Source organism: Cloacibacillus sp. (assembly GCA_036655895.1).
Taxonomy (GTDB): domain Bacteria; phylum Synergistota; class Synergistia; order Synergistales; family Synergistaceae; genus JAVVPF01.
Genome location: JAVVPF010000013.1, coordinates 54,104 through 68,913 on the forward strand (window position 1 = coordinate 54,104; position 14,810 = coordinate 68,913).

Here is a 14,810-nt window from a genome sequence, read left to right on the forward strand (position 1 = left end):
ACAGCGCCGTTGTTAAAATACAGAACAAGCGGCGCTGTCGTATTGTTAAAAGGTGCGGAGGCACGGTGTAGTCGGTGAAAACTTCCGGCCTTTTATATTTTGCCCATCATCTGGGATATTTTGTTCCATACCTCTGGTTTTTCGTGGCCTCTTCTCCAGCCCGCCATTCCGGCAAGGCCGTGTTTTACCACGAGGTCAAGCTTGCGGCCTATTGAATCCGCGTTTTCGACCCACACTTTATAGGTTTTTCCGTTCTCTGCGTAGGCAAAATAATGCTGCCCCGCGGCCTCAAGCCACTTCAGCGCGGCGCCGGTGCGCTGCGCGAGCGACTCGGACTCCGCCATGGTCAGAGTGAATGATTTTACTTTGAGGTTTGAGCCGGAGCCAGTCTCTTCCCAGCGGCGCATGTAAAAGGGAACGCCCAGCACAAGCTTCTCCGCAGGAACGCCCTCCGCAAGCGCGCCTTCTACGGCGCGCGTCACCCATGAAAGCGACGCGACGGAGCCGGAACGCGGGCTTGTGCGCCAGTGCTCGTCGTAGGCCATCAGCATGACGTAGTCTACATATTTTGAAAGCTCCGCTCTGTTATGGCTGCGCGAGGATTTTGTGTTGGCCGGGACGAATACATCAACGGAAACGGCAAGCCCTTCGCCGCGCAGCGCCTGTGCCAGCTTTGCGATAAAGCGCGTATAGGCGTCGCGGTCCGTTTCGTTGAAGCCCTCGAAGTCTACGTTGATCCCGTCTAGGTCGTAAATTTTTGAATAGACGATAAGCCGCGCGATGAAGAGATCTTGAGCGCGCTGGTTTTTAAGAAAGCCTGCGGTCATTGCGGCGTTGAAGCTGTTTGAGACGAGCCCCCAAACGCGCCAGCCTCGTTCGTGCGCAGCTTTTGTGTATGCGGCGGAGGCGCGGTTTGCCATGCCGCCGTTCGTATCCATAAGGTTGAACCATGTGGGCGATACGACGTCAAGCCCGGGCGTCTTCGGAGAGGCGGCGAGGTTTGGATTGTCGCGCGAGACATATTCCCAGGTCATTGTCAGCTTTCCAGAAATAGGCTGTGGTTTTTCTCGAAGAGGTCCGTCGTATCCTTTTGGGTTTTTGGCCTCCGTGAAGACGACGCTGCCGTTTTCGCGTCTGAAATTGAGATTTGTCAGAGCGCTCATGCCGGAGACGTTAAAATATGATATCCCGGAAACAGAAAGCGATGGGAAGTAGAGCGACAGGCTCTGCCCCGCAAGCTGCGCCAGTTGAGGGCTGTCGAAGGCCTGCGCAGGATCCTGCACGTTGATGTAAAAGCCTTTATTGTTCGGGCCGTCGGTGAGGACGGCTCCCATGACGCGAAGGGCCTGAGCTGGCGCCCACAGCGCGTCGGCCCTGTAGAAGGCCGTGCCTAAAAGGTCGCGCGTTCCGTCGTGTTCGTAAAAGAGTTCCACCGTCTGGTCCGTATCCGCGGCGGCGCAGAGGCCCGCGGAAAGCAGAGAAAGCAGCACGGCCGCGGCCAGCGCGCCAGCCGCTTTTCGAGCAAAGTTTTTCATAAAAAGAAATCCCCTTTCATAGTACCTTGATATTTTACCTCAAAAAGCTGGCTCCTGCCTCTCATCTTCTGATATAATCTGCGTTATGGCCTAAATTATTTCGGCCGATGGGAAGAGTCAAATGATGAAAAAGTTACTTGCGGCGGCCGCCGCGTTGATTTTGATAATGGAGCCGGGCGCAGCGTATGCCGGACGCGGCATGGGCGTCACGATGTCAGTCTTTCTGACGCAGATGGGCGTCGCCTATGGCCGCGTAAAGTGGGGCTATTCCATTGAGCGCATCGAGGAAGAAATGCTGGCGACTCCGGAGGGCAATTACGTCGCGGAATACAACGATTCCATCGCCCTTTTTATAAACATGCAGAACAAAGACCGGGTGAAAAACGCCGCGCTCTCGTTTATAATCTCAGACGGCGAAGCGTTTCCGGGCTACAGCCGCTCCGGCCTGCCGGACGGAGAGGAGCAGTACGAAGGCGTCTGCACGCAGCTCATACTCTCCACCAATTTAAATATGACGGAGAAAAGGGCGCGCGCAATACTGACGGAGCTTGGGATATCAGGCCCAGTGCTGGACGGCAGACAGCGCCGCGTGCGCGACGGGAGGTTCATCTATATAATGAAGCTCCATAAAACTGGAGCGGTGATTCTGGTTGTTTCTACGCTTTGAACGTATAATGAGTTTAAGCGACAATGGTAATATAGAAGCTGCAACATATTCTTTTTAGAGAGAGGATACGAACGATGACAAAAGAAAATCTGCTTGACAAGCTTGACGAGGCACAGACCCCCGAAGAGATAAAAGCGCTCGGCCAGGAGCTTCTGGCCCTCGACCCGAACGACCCCCACGGAAAGCTGGCGGTCTGGGAGGGAATGGACAACGACGAGGCGCTAGACAACCTCGACATGCTGCGCGAGGCGCTTGATGTTGCGCGCGCTGTGGTAGAGGCAAAGACGGAGCCGCCGTCGCTTGAAGACGACCGCGACGCGATGGCCTACGCCACGATTTTGATGAACCTCGGCTTCTCTGTGCTTGCTGCCGGCGAGACGGAACAGGCCTACGAGTATGCGAAGGAACTTACAAACTTCGACGACGAGGGCATCTACCCCGGACGCACGCTGCTCTACCGGTGTATGCTGGACCTCGGCCTTTACGCTGAGATACTCGACACTCTTGAGGCCGATCCGCTTGAATCCGTCCTGGGCGAACACGCGCGCGCGATAGCTCTGCTTGAACAGGGCGCCGACAAACTCGAAGTATTCGACGCCGTCAACTACGCGATGTCTATCTCGCCCGATGTCCCCTTCTATGTGCTGGGCATGTGGGACTTCCCCGAGTCAGAGGACGACCTTGACGAGGACGAGGCTGACGCCATCAGCGACGCGATGTACCTTTACGAGCCGTGGTCAAAGACGGACGAACGCCTTGCCGCCTTAAGCGCCCCCACCTTCCTCTTCGGCTATATCACCGACAGAATCGACGACAAAAAAGAGATGCAGGTGCTCAAAGAAGGTTACGAGGAATACGGCGTTCTCGACAAGGTCGAGGCGGCGAAAAAAGAGATAGAAAAAATGGAAAAGAAGGGCTGCGAGATCGAAGAGATCGACGCGACAGCCATCGGCTTCACCGGAGATATCTTGGAAGAACTGGGAAAGGCCGCCGAAGCTGAATAAACAAAATCAATAAAGCAAAATACAAAGCGCGCCGCCCCTATAAGCAAAGGGGCGGCGCGCTTTTATTTGCGCAGATGGTCAATCTTTAAAATAAAAATGTTCGCCTGGCTCAATTATCTGGTAGACGTATCCATGTACACGGTCCCACGCATACGGCCCCATTGTGGCAATGCCGCCGAAGCCGTCTAAGAACTGGTAATTGTTGCTGATGGCTCTGTTCATCGTCACACTCCCGTTATATACCGGCACGAACGGATATGGGCCCTCTATGGTCGAGCTGCCCCAGAAGCCGGTCATCGCCGTCTCGGCTATAAGGTTGTCCAGCGTCTTGCGGAAGGCGGCGGAGGTGGTGTCGATGAAGACGAGCCGCCCCATCGAAGACTGTCCGAAGCGCGTCATAAGATAGGCGGCGGCAAACTTGCCCTCCGGCATCTGAGAGAGCGCGGTGACCGCGTTAAAAATCGCGTTTACCGCTACTATCTGGCGCGGGATATAGCTGGTTTGCGGGAAAAATCCAGTCACCTGCTGCCACTGGGCCGGGTCGCCGTTCGGGAACCATCTGTTCACCAAAGCCACAGAGGCCGCAGCCCGAGTCGCAAGGTCCGGCGCCGAACAAGAGAGCTTCCACAGCTCCATATCGCTTCCGGCAGGCGCCTGAGCCGCTATCGTCGCCAGATACTGAGGCCCCTCCGACTTTATCTTCTGCTGCATCTCCATCTGCTGCACAAACTGATCCCAGCTCTGCGCCGCCTCCGCCTGGACCGCGAAAAATGCCGCAGCAAGCATCGCAAGAGCAATCACCGAATTTATTTTTTTCATTTTGAGCACCGCCTTTACCCGTTAGGGATATATTTCCTATCTGTAATAATTCTAATCCACAATGGTTGTAAATTGCAAGAGTAAATTCGCGCTCTTAAAATTTTACATCTCCGCGCACAGATATTTCCTTCTCCCAATTTCCGCCCTGCCAATTTTTTTCGTTGACGCCTTCCGGCATCACCTTCCACATTCTCACATTCGCGCCGGCCTTTGATACTATGTCCACTTTAAACTTAGAGCCGTAGGCAAAGGGGACGAAGACAAGCCCCTTGCCGACATAGACGCGCTGCCCCGGCGCGGCGGAGGCGACGTTCGGCGGGACGGCGCTCCACGGCTCTCCCATCTTAAGCGGATAGACCGTATAGCGTTTTACCGCCGCCGTCGTGAAGACGAGCACGCCGCACTTTGAATAGCCGCGCATGAAGCCTGAGATGAAGGCAAGCTGAGCGTCGGCGTCGCCGGCCGCTGTAAGCGCCGTGAGACAGAAGTTCCCAAGGAAAAACAGGGAATAATCGTTTGCGGCGCCAAGAGCTCTTCCTATGACGGAGGCCGCCTTATCGGGGCGTCCATCCGCGTAATACTGCTGCGAGCTTTGCTGCGTCGCCTCTCTTATCTGCGCGTCGCGTATGAGCGCAAGGGAGACTCCGTAAATATCGGGCAGAGATACCGGCGCTGCCTCAATTTTCTTGTCCACGCTTTGTATCTCCTGCGTCACTTCGGCAATGTCCGTCTGAAGCGCCTGCTGCTTCTCCTCGATGGCTTTCTGCTCGTAGCTTACGGCCTCCGTCTCTGATGCCGCCGGTATCAAGTCGGCCCGCGCGCAGACGGGGAGCGCTGCGGCAAAAAGCAGCGCGAGCGCCAAAGATCTTGTTGGTTTCATATAACGCACCTCTTATATCTGATATTTGTATTCATCTTTAGATTATTAAAACTCTCCATAACTTTTTTAATTATAGAAACTGCCGTTATTTTGATATTTCCTTCATTCTGCCTATGACCTCGCCGAGCCGTTTTATCTTATCTCCGTACTGCCCCCATTCTCCCGCGCGCTGCGCGTTCTGCGCGGCCTCGTAAAGCGACTGGGCCTCCGCGGCGAGAGCGCCTATGTTTTCGTCGGCGATGCCGCTGTGCTGCGCAGCGGGCGACGAACCTGTCACCGTCGTCGTGCCGGTTGAAACGGAAACTCTCTGTCTCATCAATTTTTCAAGCGCGCCGCCGAAATCTTCCGCCCACGCGACGCGTCCTCCGGTGGAGACGATGACGCGTTTGAGCTCCGGCAGTTCGCCTTTTTCAGCTTTGAGGTAGAGCGGCTGTACATAGAGCAGAGATTTGCCTATCGGCACGACGAGGAGGTCTCCGCGTATGACGTCCGAACCGCGCTGGCTCCAGAGCGAAAGCTGGGCCGATATCTCCGGGTTCTGGTCGATGAGCGCCTCCACCTGTCCTGGGCCGTAGATGAGCTTCTGCTTCGGGAACTGATAGACCATCAGCTCGCCGTAGCGCTCCGCGTCGCAGCGTCCCGCCATCCATCCGATGAGGTTGTCGCGGCCAAGCGGCATGTATGGCACGATGATTGAAAATTCCGGAGTCTTCTCGCCCCACAGCTTAACTGTGACGTAGTTGGGGCGCACTCTGTGCTCGCGCCCGACCGGAGTCACCTCCCATACGTCCTCGCGGTTGTAGTAGGTGTTCGTGTCGGTCATGTGATAGGTGCAGAAGACCTCTGTCTGCACCTCGAAGAAATCTTCGGGGTAGCGCATGTGGCGCAGCAAAGTTTCGGACATCTGGCTCTTGTCTTTGAAGAGTTCGGGGAATATCTTCATCCACGAGCGAATGAGAGGGTCTTTGTCGTTTACGACGTAAAACTCCATGCGGCCCGTGTAGGCGTCGGCCACGGCCTTTACGCTGTTTCTGATGTAGTTGACGCCACGGAAAAGGCTCAGCGTGCTCTCTCCGCTGTCAAAGGGCTTTGAATACGGATAGCGGTCGGACCACGTGAAGGCGTCCTGCATCCATTTGATGCGCCCGTCAACAAGAACCGGATAGGTCTCGGCGTCGTAGATGAGAAATGGCGCTATATCCTCGAAGGCGTGGCGCACGCTCCTGTTGTAGAGCACGCGGCTTTTTTCGTTGAGCGCGCCGGTGAAGAGTATCTCCGTGTCGCGGAATTTCAGCGTAAAGAGCAGCTTGCGCCAGAAAGAACCGATAGATACGCCGCCGTCGCCGATGTATTCCGAGCGGACGTTTGAATCGCCCATCGGGTAGTCAAATTCCTTGACGTCGGTCTTGACGAGCACATAAGACGAAAGGTTCGTGCCAAAATATATCTCAGGCCGCGTGAGCGGAATGTCGACTGTAGAACGTACCGGCAGGTCCTTCATGAAGAAATATGGGAGGCCGCCCGAGGCTATCTCGTTTACCGGGTTCATGACTACGCCGTAGCCGTGAGTAAATTCAAGGTGAGTGTTGACCCAGGTCGGGTTTTGCAGCTTTGAAAGCTCCAGTTCGCGGACGCCGAGCATCACCTGGCGGCTCTTGCCTCCGATGAGATAGCGGTCGATATAGACGTCGTTGAAGTCGTAGTAGGTGCGTATGGCCTGCAACTGGCGGTAGGTGCGCAAAAGCGGCGAGTAGTCCCAGAGGCGTATGTTCTGCACCGTCTCGTTGTCGTCGTTTAGCTCCTGCGGCGTCACCTCAGCCTCTGGAGTGAAGGAAACGGACTTGACTCCGCTCAGGCCGAAGGCGCGCCGCGTGTAGTCCAGATGATAGGAGAGGTACGGCTTTTCCATCTCATATTCGTTGGGCTTGACGCGGTATTGCTGAACGATGCCCGGCAGCAGGGTGCGCGCGGCCACTCCCGTGACGAAGAGCACTCCGATGACGATCAGGGAGAGCTTCCACATAGGACGGAAGAAGTTCACGCAAAGGAGCGCCGCGGCCGCAAACATCGCAAAGGCCAGTATCGTGAGCGCTGGCAGTATGACGTGCGTGTCGGTGTAGCCCGCGCCGAAGACGACGCCGGTCGGCGAAAATAGCAGCTCATAACGCGCTATCCAGTACCCGGCGCCCCAGAGGACGAGAATCAATGCTCCAAGCAGCGTGAGGTGCAGCCGAGCCTCCGGCGCAAAATAAAAGGAGCCGGGCTGGAACGATATGAGACGCTTTGAGAAATAAATCGCGGCAGACCCTATCAGCGAGAGCATCAAAAGGCCGCGCGCCCACACCTGGACGAACTTTATAAAGGGCAGGCTGAAGACGTAAAAGCCGATGTCCACCTTAAAGAGGGGATCCGTCTCGCCGAAGGCGGTCGGGTTCATAAATTTCAGAAATTCATGCCACATGCCCATTGCGTTCAGCGCGTTGAGCAGCGCTGCGACAAAGGCCGCTACTATGAGCGCCCTTCTGAGAAAACGCGTCTTCGCCTCCTCGTCGCGCGTCATCTCGACAAGGCGCGCGGAAGAACGGCGAAAGGCGATGCTCCAGTTCAGCGCGTATACCGCAAAGGCCGGAACGAAGGCCGCTGCGAAAAGCTCCCACTTGACCCAGAACCTGCGCCAGAAGACAGACTGAAAACCCTGCGCCTCAAACCAGTAGAGGTTCGTCATAAAGTCCGCAATCGAGGGCAGCACTATGCCGAAAAGCACGAAAAGCCCGCCTACGAGAAACCAGAACTTATTCAACTTCGGAATTTTTATCTCTCTTGCTGGGGACGAGCCGTCGTCCCACCCGGAGCCGTTGTCCCCGTCTCCCGTCGTCCACTCTCGTCCGCCGTTTTTTATATTTCTGAACAGGTCGTTTATATCCACGCTGAGCACCCCTCTGTCGTTTATCACGATTTATTATATTTTTGACCAAATATCGCCCGCTGTCCAGTAGAAAAGCCATATATCAACTATTATAATGCTTAAAGATCATTATGCTTGAAAAGATCAGCACTTAGGAGGGGAAAAATGCCGCTTACAAAAGAAAAGGTACACGAGATGCTTGACGCTATGGGCATCTCTTACGAAACGACAGAACACGAAGCCGTCTACACGATAGATGAGATGAAGGAGATAGAGGGTATGCAGATAGAAAACGTCTGCAAAAATCTCTTCCTCCGCGACGAGAAGGGCAAACGCCACTTCCTGGTGGTGCTTGACGAGGCAAAGAGCGCGGACCTTAAGGCGATTCGCGCGCAGATAGGCAGCACGCGGCTCAGCTTCGGCTCCGAAGAACGCCTCATGGACAACCTCGGACTGATAAAAGGCGCGGTCACGCCGCTTGGCGTGCTCAACGACTGCGCGCATAGCGTCGAGGTGCTCGTGGACGCTGACCTTAAAGGCCGGCCGCGCCTCGGCGTACACCCGTGCGACAACACGGAGACGCTGTGGCTCTCTTTCGGCGACATCGTGAAGGTTGTCGAAAGCAGAGGCAACAAACTGAGCTTCATCAAGATCCAGTAAACAAAGAGCGCCCCGCGAAAAATATCTTTCGGGGCGCTCTTGTTTTTTCGTTCATTTAATTTTTTTACTTCTCAGCTTTACTTATTGATTTTCATCTTTCGAAGCTCGCGTCTTAGCACCTTGCCCGCCGCGGACAGCGGATATTCCGTGACGAAGCCTATCTTGCGCGGCACCTTGTAGTGAGCGAGGCGCTCGCGGCAGTATTCCATCAGTTCCTTCGGCGTCGCCTGCGCGCCGTCATTCAAAATCACGAAGGCCTTCACCAGCTCGCCCGCAACGCTGTTTTTCTCGCCGACCGCAACTGCGGAGTGAACGGCTGGATGCGCCGAGAGCACCGCCTCGACCTCCTGCGGATATACGTTGAAGCCGCTTACGATTATTATGTCCGTGGCCCTGTCTACTATCCTGATGAAGCCGTCCTCGTCTATGCGCACGACGTCGCCGGTGTTGAACCAGCCGTCGTGAAAACGCTCCGCCGTATTGGCCGCGTCGCGGAAATAGCCAGGAACGACGGACGGCCCTTTGAGCCACAGCACGCCCTCTTCGTGTATATCTAGCAGCTCGCCTTCGCGGCTTCGTATCGCAAGCTCGTAATCATGGTACGGCGTTCCCACCGTGCCCAGCTTTTTTGTCTCTTCAAGGCCGTTTACGGCAACTACGGGCGAACATTCCGTCAGACCATAGCCTTCGAGTATCCCCACTCCGAGGTAGAGCTTCGACTGCTCGTCCATCTTCACGTTCAGCCGGTCGCCGCCGACAACGACGTGCGTTATGCCGGTCAGATGTTCGTCCTTCTTCGCAAGAGCGCCAAGCAGAAAGGCCATCACGGTCGGTACGGCTATTATTCTGTTTGCGCCCGATTCTTTTATCGCGGCGACAGTCTTTTCCACCGGCACGAAGCTCGGGATTATCGTCTGCCGAAGGCCGCTGCACAGCGGAAGGATGCCAGCTACGTTGTATCCGAAGGTGTGGAAGTTGGGCAGCACGTTCAAAAATACGGCGTCTTCGTCAAGCAGGTGCGGGACATGTCCTCCTATCGGCGCTATGTTGCTCAATATGTTTGAATGAAGGCAGCAGACGGCCTTAGGCATCCCGGCTGTGCCGGAGGTGGAAAATATTACCGCCGTCGCTTCGTCGTCCGGCTCGCCCTGTCTGCTTTGCCACGCGGGCAGTCCCCCTTCAAGCGAGACAGGAACAAGCGGCACGGAGGAGTCAAAGCCGCCCTCCTTCGCCTTTTCGCAGGCCTCGGACGTCAGCATCACAGCCGCTACATCCAGCATTTTGATGGTGGCGGCGAGGTTTGCCGCGCCGGTGCGCGCGTTGAGCGGTGCTACGGCCCCGCGAAGGCGCCAGCAGGCGATAGAAAGAGCCAACACCATCGGCGAGTTCGGAAGAAGTATCGCAATCCTCGCGCCGGGACGAAAGCCCGAAGCGCGCAGGCTGTTTTCACACTCCGCGGCGAGTCCCTCAAGACGGCCCCAGCTCCACCATTCTCCCTGCCACCATATACAGGGAGAATCCTGCCTGCCGCGCCACGCGCCGCAGATCGCATCTTCAAGGCGATGATAAGAATTTTTTTCTGACATAAAGCTACACCCCATATAAATTAAAGATAAAAATCGCGTTTAGGTCAATCCGAACTTCCCGGTCTTATCCTTCTTTGAAAAATACCCTTGTCGTTCGCACAGTAGACTACGGCCATCGCTTTGTTGAGCGGCAGATGGCTTCTTGGGTCTATGGTGAGAGTTGCGTGCGCCAGAGGAAGGTTTTGCGTGGCAAGCAGCGTATGCCGGATCGCTTCTCCGCGAAATCCTGGAGACTCGCGAAGCGCCGCCGCCACCCACTGAAGCCCGTCATAGGCAAGGATGGCCGCCGCCACGTTCTCCGGCGGACAGTTCTCGTTATAAAGACTGCGGTAGTCCTTGAGCACGGAGCGAATGGCTGGATCAAGCGAGGAGACTTCGTTTATCCACCAACTGCCCTTAAGCGCGGCGCCGGCGCTGTCGTAAAGGTCCTCGGTATAGTCCTCGCCCAAAATCGGAATTGAAAGCCCCGTTTCGGCCGCGGCGGCAACGATCTTCGCCGCCTCTTTGCCGCTTGCGGGAAGTATAAGAACATCCGCGCCGCTTTCTGCAAGAGCTTTAAGCGCCACGGCGTGTCCGCCAGCGTTTTGTCTGTAGGGCAGCTCGGCCACTACGGCCGCGCCAAAGCCGCGCGCCCACTTGCGCACCGAGGCGCTCACTTTTTCTTTCACCGCGTCGGCTGGGTCGTAATAGACCGCGAATTTTTTCTTTTTCAGCGCCTGCGTCGCAAAATAGGAAAGCGCCTTGCCGCGGTATGCCGCGTCGCTGGTAAGGCTGTAGGCATAGAGGAACGGCCCGTTCACACTCATCAGTTCGTCGTCGGGCGGTCTTTTAGCCGTCACCACGAGCGGCGCCTCTATCTCGTCCGCGGCCGCGGCAAGTTCCGAAAGGCTGCCGTTGTTGGCCCCAACCATCATTACAAGAATGCTTTTATCTTTCATGGCGCGCTTCACGGCCGCCACCGCCTTTTTAGGGTCACGCGGAAGGTCGAAGCCCACCACCTTCAGTTTGTACTGTCCCTTGATGGGCCCCTGTAAATTTATGCGCTCCACCGCAAGCTGCGCCGCGCGAAGCTGCAAATGCGAAAGCGCGGCCTCCGGCCCTGACATCGGCGCGAAATAGGCGATGCGCAGCTCGTCTCCGACCGGCGTGCGCTGGCTGCCTATCTGAAAGAAAAGTATCGTGATGGCGACAAGCGCCGCTATCATGATAAGCCCGTTGTTGAGAGAGTTTTTCCTGATGCTCTTGCCGCGCGGACGGTTTGAGATGCCGCCCGATATTCTTTTTAAGTTTCCCGGCACGGCGATAAGCTCCTCTTCCGGCATAGGAAGCTCGTCCTGCCTGCCGTACAGCTTTGCCTGCACATCGTTTATCAAATCAAATACATACTGAGATTCCTCGCGCGAAAAACCAAGCTGGCACGATAAGGGGTATTCTGCCTCCGTGAGCCGCCCCGCGTGCGCGGCGGGACGCCAGCCGCTTTTTAAAAGACGGCGCAGAGCAAATGTAAGCCTGAAACTCTCCTCAGCCTGCTGCGCACAGCGGTCTTCCAAAAATTGGGATAGTCTGTCAGGATCTTCTAAAATTTTTATTCCATACGTTTCAACCAGTTCGGACACTACATCCCGTATATCTTCGGACATTTTTTCACTCCTTACCTTACTTAATAAGTATACAGCAAAGAGCCGAATAAATAAATTTACGGAACTCAAAATGAACGAAGGGCTGTGATATAATTTAAAAAGAATAAATATTGGAGTCGGCAGGAAAAATATGAAGAATATAAAAGGCGCAGTCACATATATATTTCTGACCACCGTTTTAGCGGCGGCGGCGATTTTAGGCTGGCGCGTCGATTCGCTGGCCTTCCTCGACAAAGAGGATAAAATATTATTTTCAATGCCAATGGCGTCAGGGCAATCCTTCACCACCACCTACATACATTCGGTAGAGCTCACGCCGGTCGAAGACGAATATCGCGTTCTTGACGGCAAAGTCTGGCAGTGGCAGGAGCGGGTAAAGTCATCAAACGCCGGTATGCCCTGTTTTGCGCCGGAGAACGGCCTCTTCACCAGGACGGACGAATGGCTCATCTTTCAGGGCGGCAGAAAACCCTGGGACCGGTTCTACCTCAGAGTCGGAAACGAGCGCTTCGGAAAAAACAAACTTATTATCGCACCATACGCCCCCTCCCCGCTTTACAGGATATTCCCCGGACAACGGCTGACGGTGACGGCAAGAAACGCGCCTCTTATCCTTTCAAAGCCGGTAGGCCTTGAAAAAGTTTTTAACGGCGGCTCATAAAATCATAAATAAAGATTGGCGAAAAAACAGAGGGCGCCTACTAGAGAAAACAAAAGAAACAGATACGAGCCGGCCCAACCGGGCAGGCTTTTTTGCATCCCGCGGTAGAGAGCGCGAAGGGGCGGAATGACCGCCATCTGCATGACAAAGACCTTGACCCAGAAGGCCGCGAAATCCGCGGCGAACATCGAAGCGCTCGAAAGCCCCAGCGCCCCGCTTACGTTCCACGGCACAAAGAGCGCCGTTATTATGACTGGGGCAAGCGAGGCGCGAAGCCCGTCAAAGACCTCAAGCAGCGAAATATATTCCGGCGCCTCGCAGCCGCGAGTGAGCCCGCAAGGCGAGACAAAGGCCAACGACATAAAGAAAAAAAGCAGCCCAGCCTTCCCCCAGAGATTTGCCGTCTCAAAGAGCGGAACCGCGGTGTAGGCAGAGAGGCCGAGCAAGTCGCCGGGAATCCCCGTAGTCTGCGCAAACCACGCGAAGGCGCAGCAGACCGGCAGAAAGGCCATCGTAAATTTCAGCATGAGATCCTGCTGATCCTTCTCAAGCGACCTGGAAAATTTTTCCGAATATCCTCTCAGCCCGTGAAGGCAAAATATCTGAGCAAGCACCAGAAAGAAGAGCATCAGCAAAACGCCGCCGCGTATTTGTATGAACGACGAAAAGGCGCCTATAGGCACAAAATAATAGACGGCGATGAGCGACAGACAGGAGTAATATAGCGAGCGGGGCGCCTTCGCGGAAAAAAATCGCGAGCCTGATATAAAACGCATATAGGGCGCAAGGACGGAGGGCTCCTCGCGTCTGCCAAAGAAGGTCAAAAGGTATCCGCGCCCCGCGCACCCGGCGAAAAGGAGCGTGATATTAATTATCATAAACAAAAATGCCGCGGCAGAAATCACATATATCAAATAATTAATAGGCATGGACTATCCCCTCCTTTTAACAGTTATTGAGCAACGATACCGTCTGTCAAACGCAGATATCCACAAAAGCGGGAATATTACCGGTACAACGTCATTTTACGTTATAAATTAAAAATATCATTCGTTAATAAGGCGTATTATTTTTTCATAAAAAAGAGCCGCCCTTTCGGGCGGCCTTTTTTATTCTGTGTAAAAACTGGCTTATTTCATTATGCCCTTTTCTTTGTAGAACTTCACTGCGCCGGGGTGCAGAGGAGCTGTGAGTCCGTCGAGCGCGCCCTTAAGCGTGATTTCCTTGCCCTTTGCGTGGACGGCAGCGATGTCCTTCAGGTTTGAGAACATGCCGTTCAGGAATTCGTAGATCTGCTCTGCGGGGACTGAATCGTTGGTGATGAGGATGGCCATAACCGCGGGGGTGTTGACCGCTTCATTGATGCCTTTGTAGGTCTTCGCGGGGATGCTGCTCTTTACAAAGAACGGATAGGCCTTGTGAAGCTTGGCAAGCGTAGCGTCGTCAAAGCTAAGAAGGGCTACGTCCTTTGTTGTTGTGAGGTCCATGATGGCTGCTGTCGGGTAACCGGCGACGACGAATCCGGCGTCGATCTGGTTGTCCTTGAAGCGGCTTGCCGTTGCTGCGAAGTCGAGGAAGTCAGCCTTTTTGAGATCTTTGTAGGTGAGTCCGGCAACCTTGAAGATAGCCTGAACGTCGCCTTCAACGCCTGAACCAGGAGCGCCTACGCCTACGCGTTTGCCCTTAAGGTCAGCGATGCTCTTGATGCCGGCATCCTTCGCGATGACTACCTGTACGTGCTCAGGATAGAGGGACGCTACTGTGCGGATGTTCTTGAGGGGCTTGCCCTGGAACATGAGCTGGCCGTTGTATGCCCAGTAGGTGATGTCGTTCTGTACGAACGCGATTTCGATACCCTTGGTCGCAATAAGGTTCGCGTTAGCAACTGACGCATTTCCTGTTTCCGCCGTGCACTGGATCTTGCCGCCCTTTGTAACCGCCGCCGCAAGGGCGCCGCCTACCGCATAATAAGTGCCTGTGGTTCCGCCGGTAGCTACTGACATGTAAACAGGCGCTGCTACGGCAACTGTTGTGAGGGACAGTGCTGCGAGAAGTGCTACAACTGCTGCGATGATGCCTTTCTTCATTTCTGTTTCCTCCCTGAAATAAGTTTTGCAGATGCGAAACGGCGGTGAACGCCGTTCCGCTAATTGCTGATTATAATACGCTTTTTTCCAAAAATACTCAATGCGTTTTCAGTGAAATTTCAGTTTATTAGACTGCTTTTGCTACAAGTTTTTTTGCTTTCGCCGTCTGCACTACATAAATGAGGCCGAGGATCGCAAGCCCAGCCACGTCGGATATTGTGCCGGGGATCATAAGCCCAAGCGCTCCTCCGAATGCAATAATGCGCATGTACCACGCAAGAGGCGCTTTAAAGAATCCTATGGTGAACATGGCGAGCAGGAATACTCCGATGAGCGCCGTGCAGATGGCCTGCGCCATTTCAAGAG

General features: G+C 54.9%; 13 protein-coding genes. 4 read left to right on the forward strand and 9 right to left on the reverse strand.

The genetic code is table 11. The features are described from left to right. Positions 1-92: 92 nt before the first annotated feature. Complete coding sequence (locus RRY12_05820; GenBank protein ID MEG2184174.1) at positions 93-1,535, reverse strand: glycosyl hydrolase family 18 protein; 1,443 nt, start codon at positions 1,533-1,535, stop codon at positions 93-95. Positions 1,536-1,656: 121 nt separating this feature from the next. Here RRY12_05820 and RRY12_05825 point away from each other — a divergent pair, with 121 nt between their 5' ends. Together RRY12_05825 and RRY12_05830 are read left to right on the forward strand one after the other, a co-directional pair. Then, complete coding sequence (locus RRY12_05825; protein MEG2184175.1) at positions 1,657-2,202, forward strand: hypothetical protein; 546 nt, start codon at positions 1,657-1,659, stop codon at positions 2,200-2,202. 74 nt (positions 2,203-2,276) lie between these two features. Beyond that, entirely contained in the window at positions 2,277-3,206 is a 930-nt protein-coding gene (locus RRY12_05830) for a hypothetical protein (protein MEG2184176.1), read from the forward strand. Between the two features lie 78 nt (positions 3,207-3,284). Here the strand turns inward: RRY12_05830 and RRY12_05835 are convergent, their stop codons facing one another. From RRY12_05835 to RRY12_05845, 3 genes are all read right to left on the reverse strand, one after another. Then, positions 3,285-4,025, reverse strand: coding sequence for a hypothetical protein (locus tag RRY12_05835; protein MEG2184177.1), 741 nt, complete (start codon positions 4,023-4,025; stop codon positions 3,285-3,287). Between the two features lie 94 nt (positions 4,026-4,119). Next, a complete protein-coding gene (locus RRY12_05840) occupies positions 4,120-4,905 on the reverse strand; it encodes a hypothetical protein (GenBank protein MEG2184178.1) in 786 nt (261 codons plus the stop codon). 85 nt (positions 4,906-4,990) lie between these two features. Continuing rightward, entirely contained in the window at positions 4,991-7,831 is a 2,841-nt protein-coding gene (locus RRY12_05845) for a UPF0182 family protein (protein ID MEG2184179.1), read from the reverse strand. A gap of 144 nt (positions 7,832-7,975) precedes the next feature. On the opposite strand from RRY12_05845, the gene RRY12_05850 reads away from it, so the two are divergent. Continuing rightward, positions 7,976-8,470, forward strand: coding sequence for a prolyl-tRNA synthetase associated domain-containing protein (locus RRY12_05850; GenBank protein ID MEG2184180.1), 495 nt, complete (start codon positions 7,976-7,978; stop codon positions 8,468-8,470). Between the two features lie 77 nt (positions 8,471-8,547). Here RRY12_05850 and RRY12_05855 read toward each other — a convergent pair whose 3' ends face one another. Both RRY12_05855 and RRY12_05860 read right to left on the reverse strand, forming a co-directional pair. Next, on the reverse strand, positions 8,548-10,056 hold the full coding sequence (locus tag RRY12_05855) for an AMP-binding protein (GenBank protein MEG2184181.1): 1,509 nt from the start codon (positions 10,054-10,056) through the stop codon (positions 8,548-8,550). A 44-nt stretch (positions 10,057-10,100) separates the two neighbouring features. Then, entirely contained in the window at positions 10,101-11,696 is a 1,596-nt protein-coding gene (locus tag RRY12_05860) for an ABC transporter substrate-binding protein (protein ID MEG2184182.1), read from the reverse strand. Positions 11,697-11,826: 130 nt separating this feature from the next. On the opposite strand from RRY12_05860, the gene RRY12_05865 reads away from it, so the two are divergent. Beyond that, entirely contained in the window at positions 11,827-12,357 is a 531-nt protein-coding gene (locus RRY12_05865; GenBank protein ID MEG2184183.1) for a DUF1850 domain-containing protein, read from the forward strand. 2 nt (positions 12,358-12,359) lie between these two features. On the opposite strand, the gene RRY12_05870 is transcribed toward RRY12_05865, so the two are convergent. The 3 genes from RRY12_05870 to RRY12_05880 all read right to left on the reverse strand — a co-directional run. Continuing rightward, positions 12,360-13,286, reverse strand: coding sequence for a hypothetical protein (locus RRY12_05870; protein MEG2184184.1), 927 nt, complete (start codon positions 13,284-13,286; stop codon positions 12,360-12,362). Between the two features lie 201 nt (positions 13,287-13,487). Continuing rightward, positions 13,488-14,444, reverse strand: a complete 957-nt coding sequence (locus RRY12_05875; GenBank protein MEG2184185.1) for a TAXI family TRAP transporter solute-binding subunit — start codon at positions 14,442-14,444, stop codon at positions 13,488-13,490. 127 nt (positions 14,445-14,571) lie between these two features. Next, the coding region (locus tag RRY12_05880) for a C4-dicarboxylate ABC transporter permease (protein MEG2184186.1) at positions 14,572-14,810 on the reverse strand (239 nt) is incomplete at its 5' end.

Bases quoted from the DNA above. Each gene is read 5' to 3' on its own strand.
- RRY12_05860 (MEG2184182.1), bottom strand. From the start codon at position 11,696: ATGTCCGAAGATATACGGGATGTAGTGTCCGAACTGGTTGAAACGTAT.
- RRY12_05865 (MEG2184183.1), top strand. From the start codon at position 11,827: ATGAAGAATATAAAAGGCGCAGTCACATATATATTTCTGACCACCGTT.
- RRY12_05875 (MEG2184185.1), bottom strand. From the start codon at position 14,444: ATGAAGAAAGGCATCATCGCAGCAGTTGTAGCACTTCTCGCAGCACTG.
- RRY12_05855 (MEG2184181.1), bottom strand. From the start codon at position 10,056: ATGTCAGAAAAAAATTCTTATCATCGCCTTGAAGATGCGATCTGCGGC.
- RRY12_05830 (MEG2184176.1), top strand. From the start codon at position 2,277: ATGACAAAAGAAAATCTGCTTGACAAGCTTGACGAGGCACAGACCCCC.
- RRY12_05835 (MEG2184177.1), bottom strand. From the start codon at position 4,025: ATGAAAAAAATAAATTCGGTGATTGCTCTTGCGATGCTTGCTGCGGCA.
- RRY12_05870 (MEG2184184.1), bottom strand. From the start codon at position 13,286: ATGCCTATTAATTATTTGATATATGTGATTTCTGCCGCGGCATTTTTG.
- RRY12_05840 (MEG2184178.1), bottom strand. From the start codon at position 4,905: ATGAAACCAACAAGATCTTTGGCGCTCGCGCTGCTTTTTGCCGCAGCG.
- RRY12_05850 (MEG2184180.1), top strand. From the start codon at position 7,976: ATGCCGCTTACAAAAGAAAAGGTACACGAGATGCTTGACGCTATGGGC.
- RRY12_05825 (MEG2184175.1), top strand. From the start codon at position 1,657: ATGATGAAAAAGTTACTTGCGGCGGCCGCCGCGTTGATTTTGATAATG.
- RRY12_05820 (MEG2184174.1), bottom strand. From the start codon at position 1,535: ATGAAAAACTTTGCTCGAAAAGCGGCTGGCGCGCTGGCCGCGGCCGTG.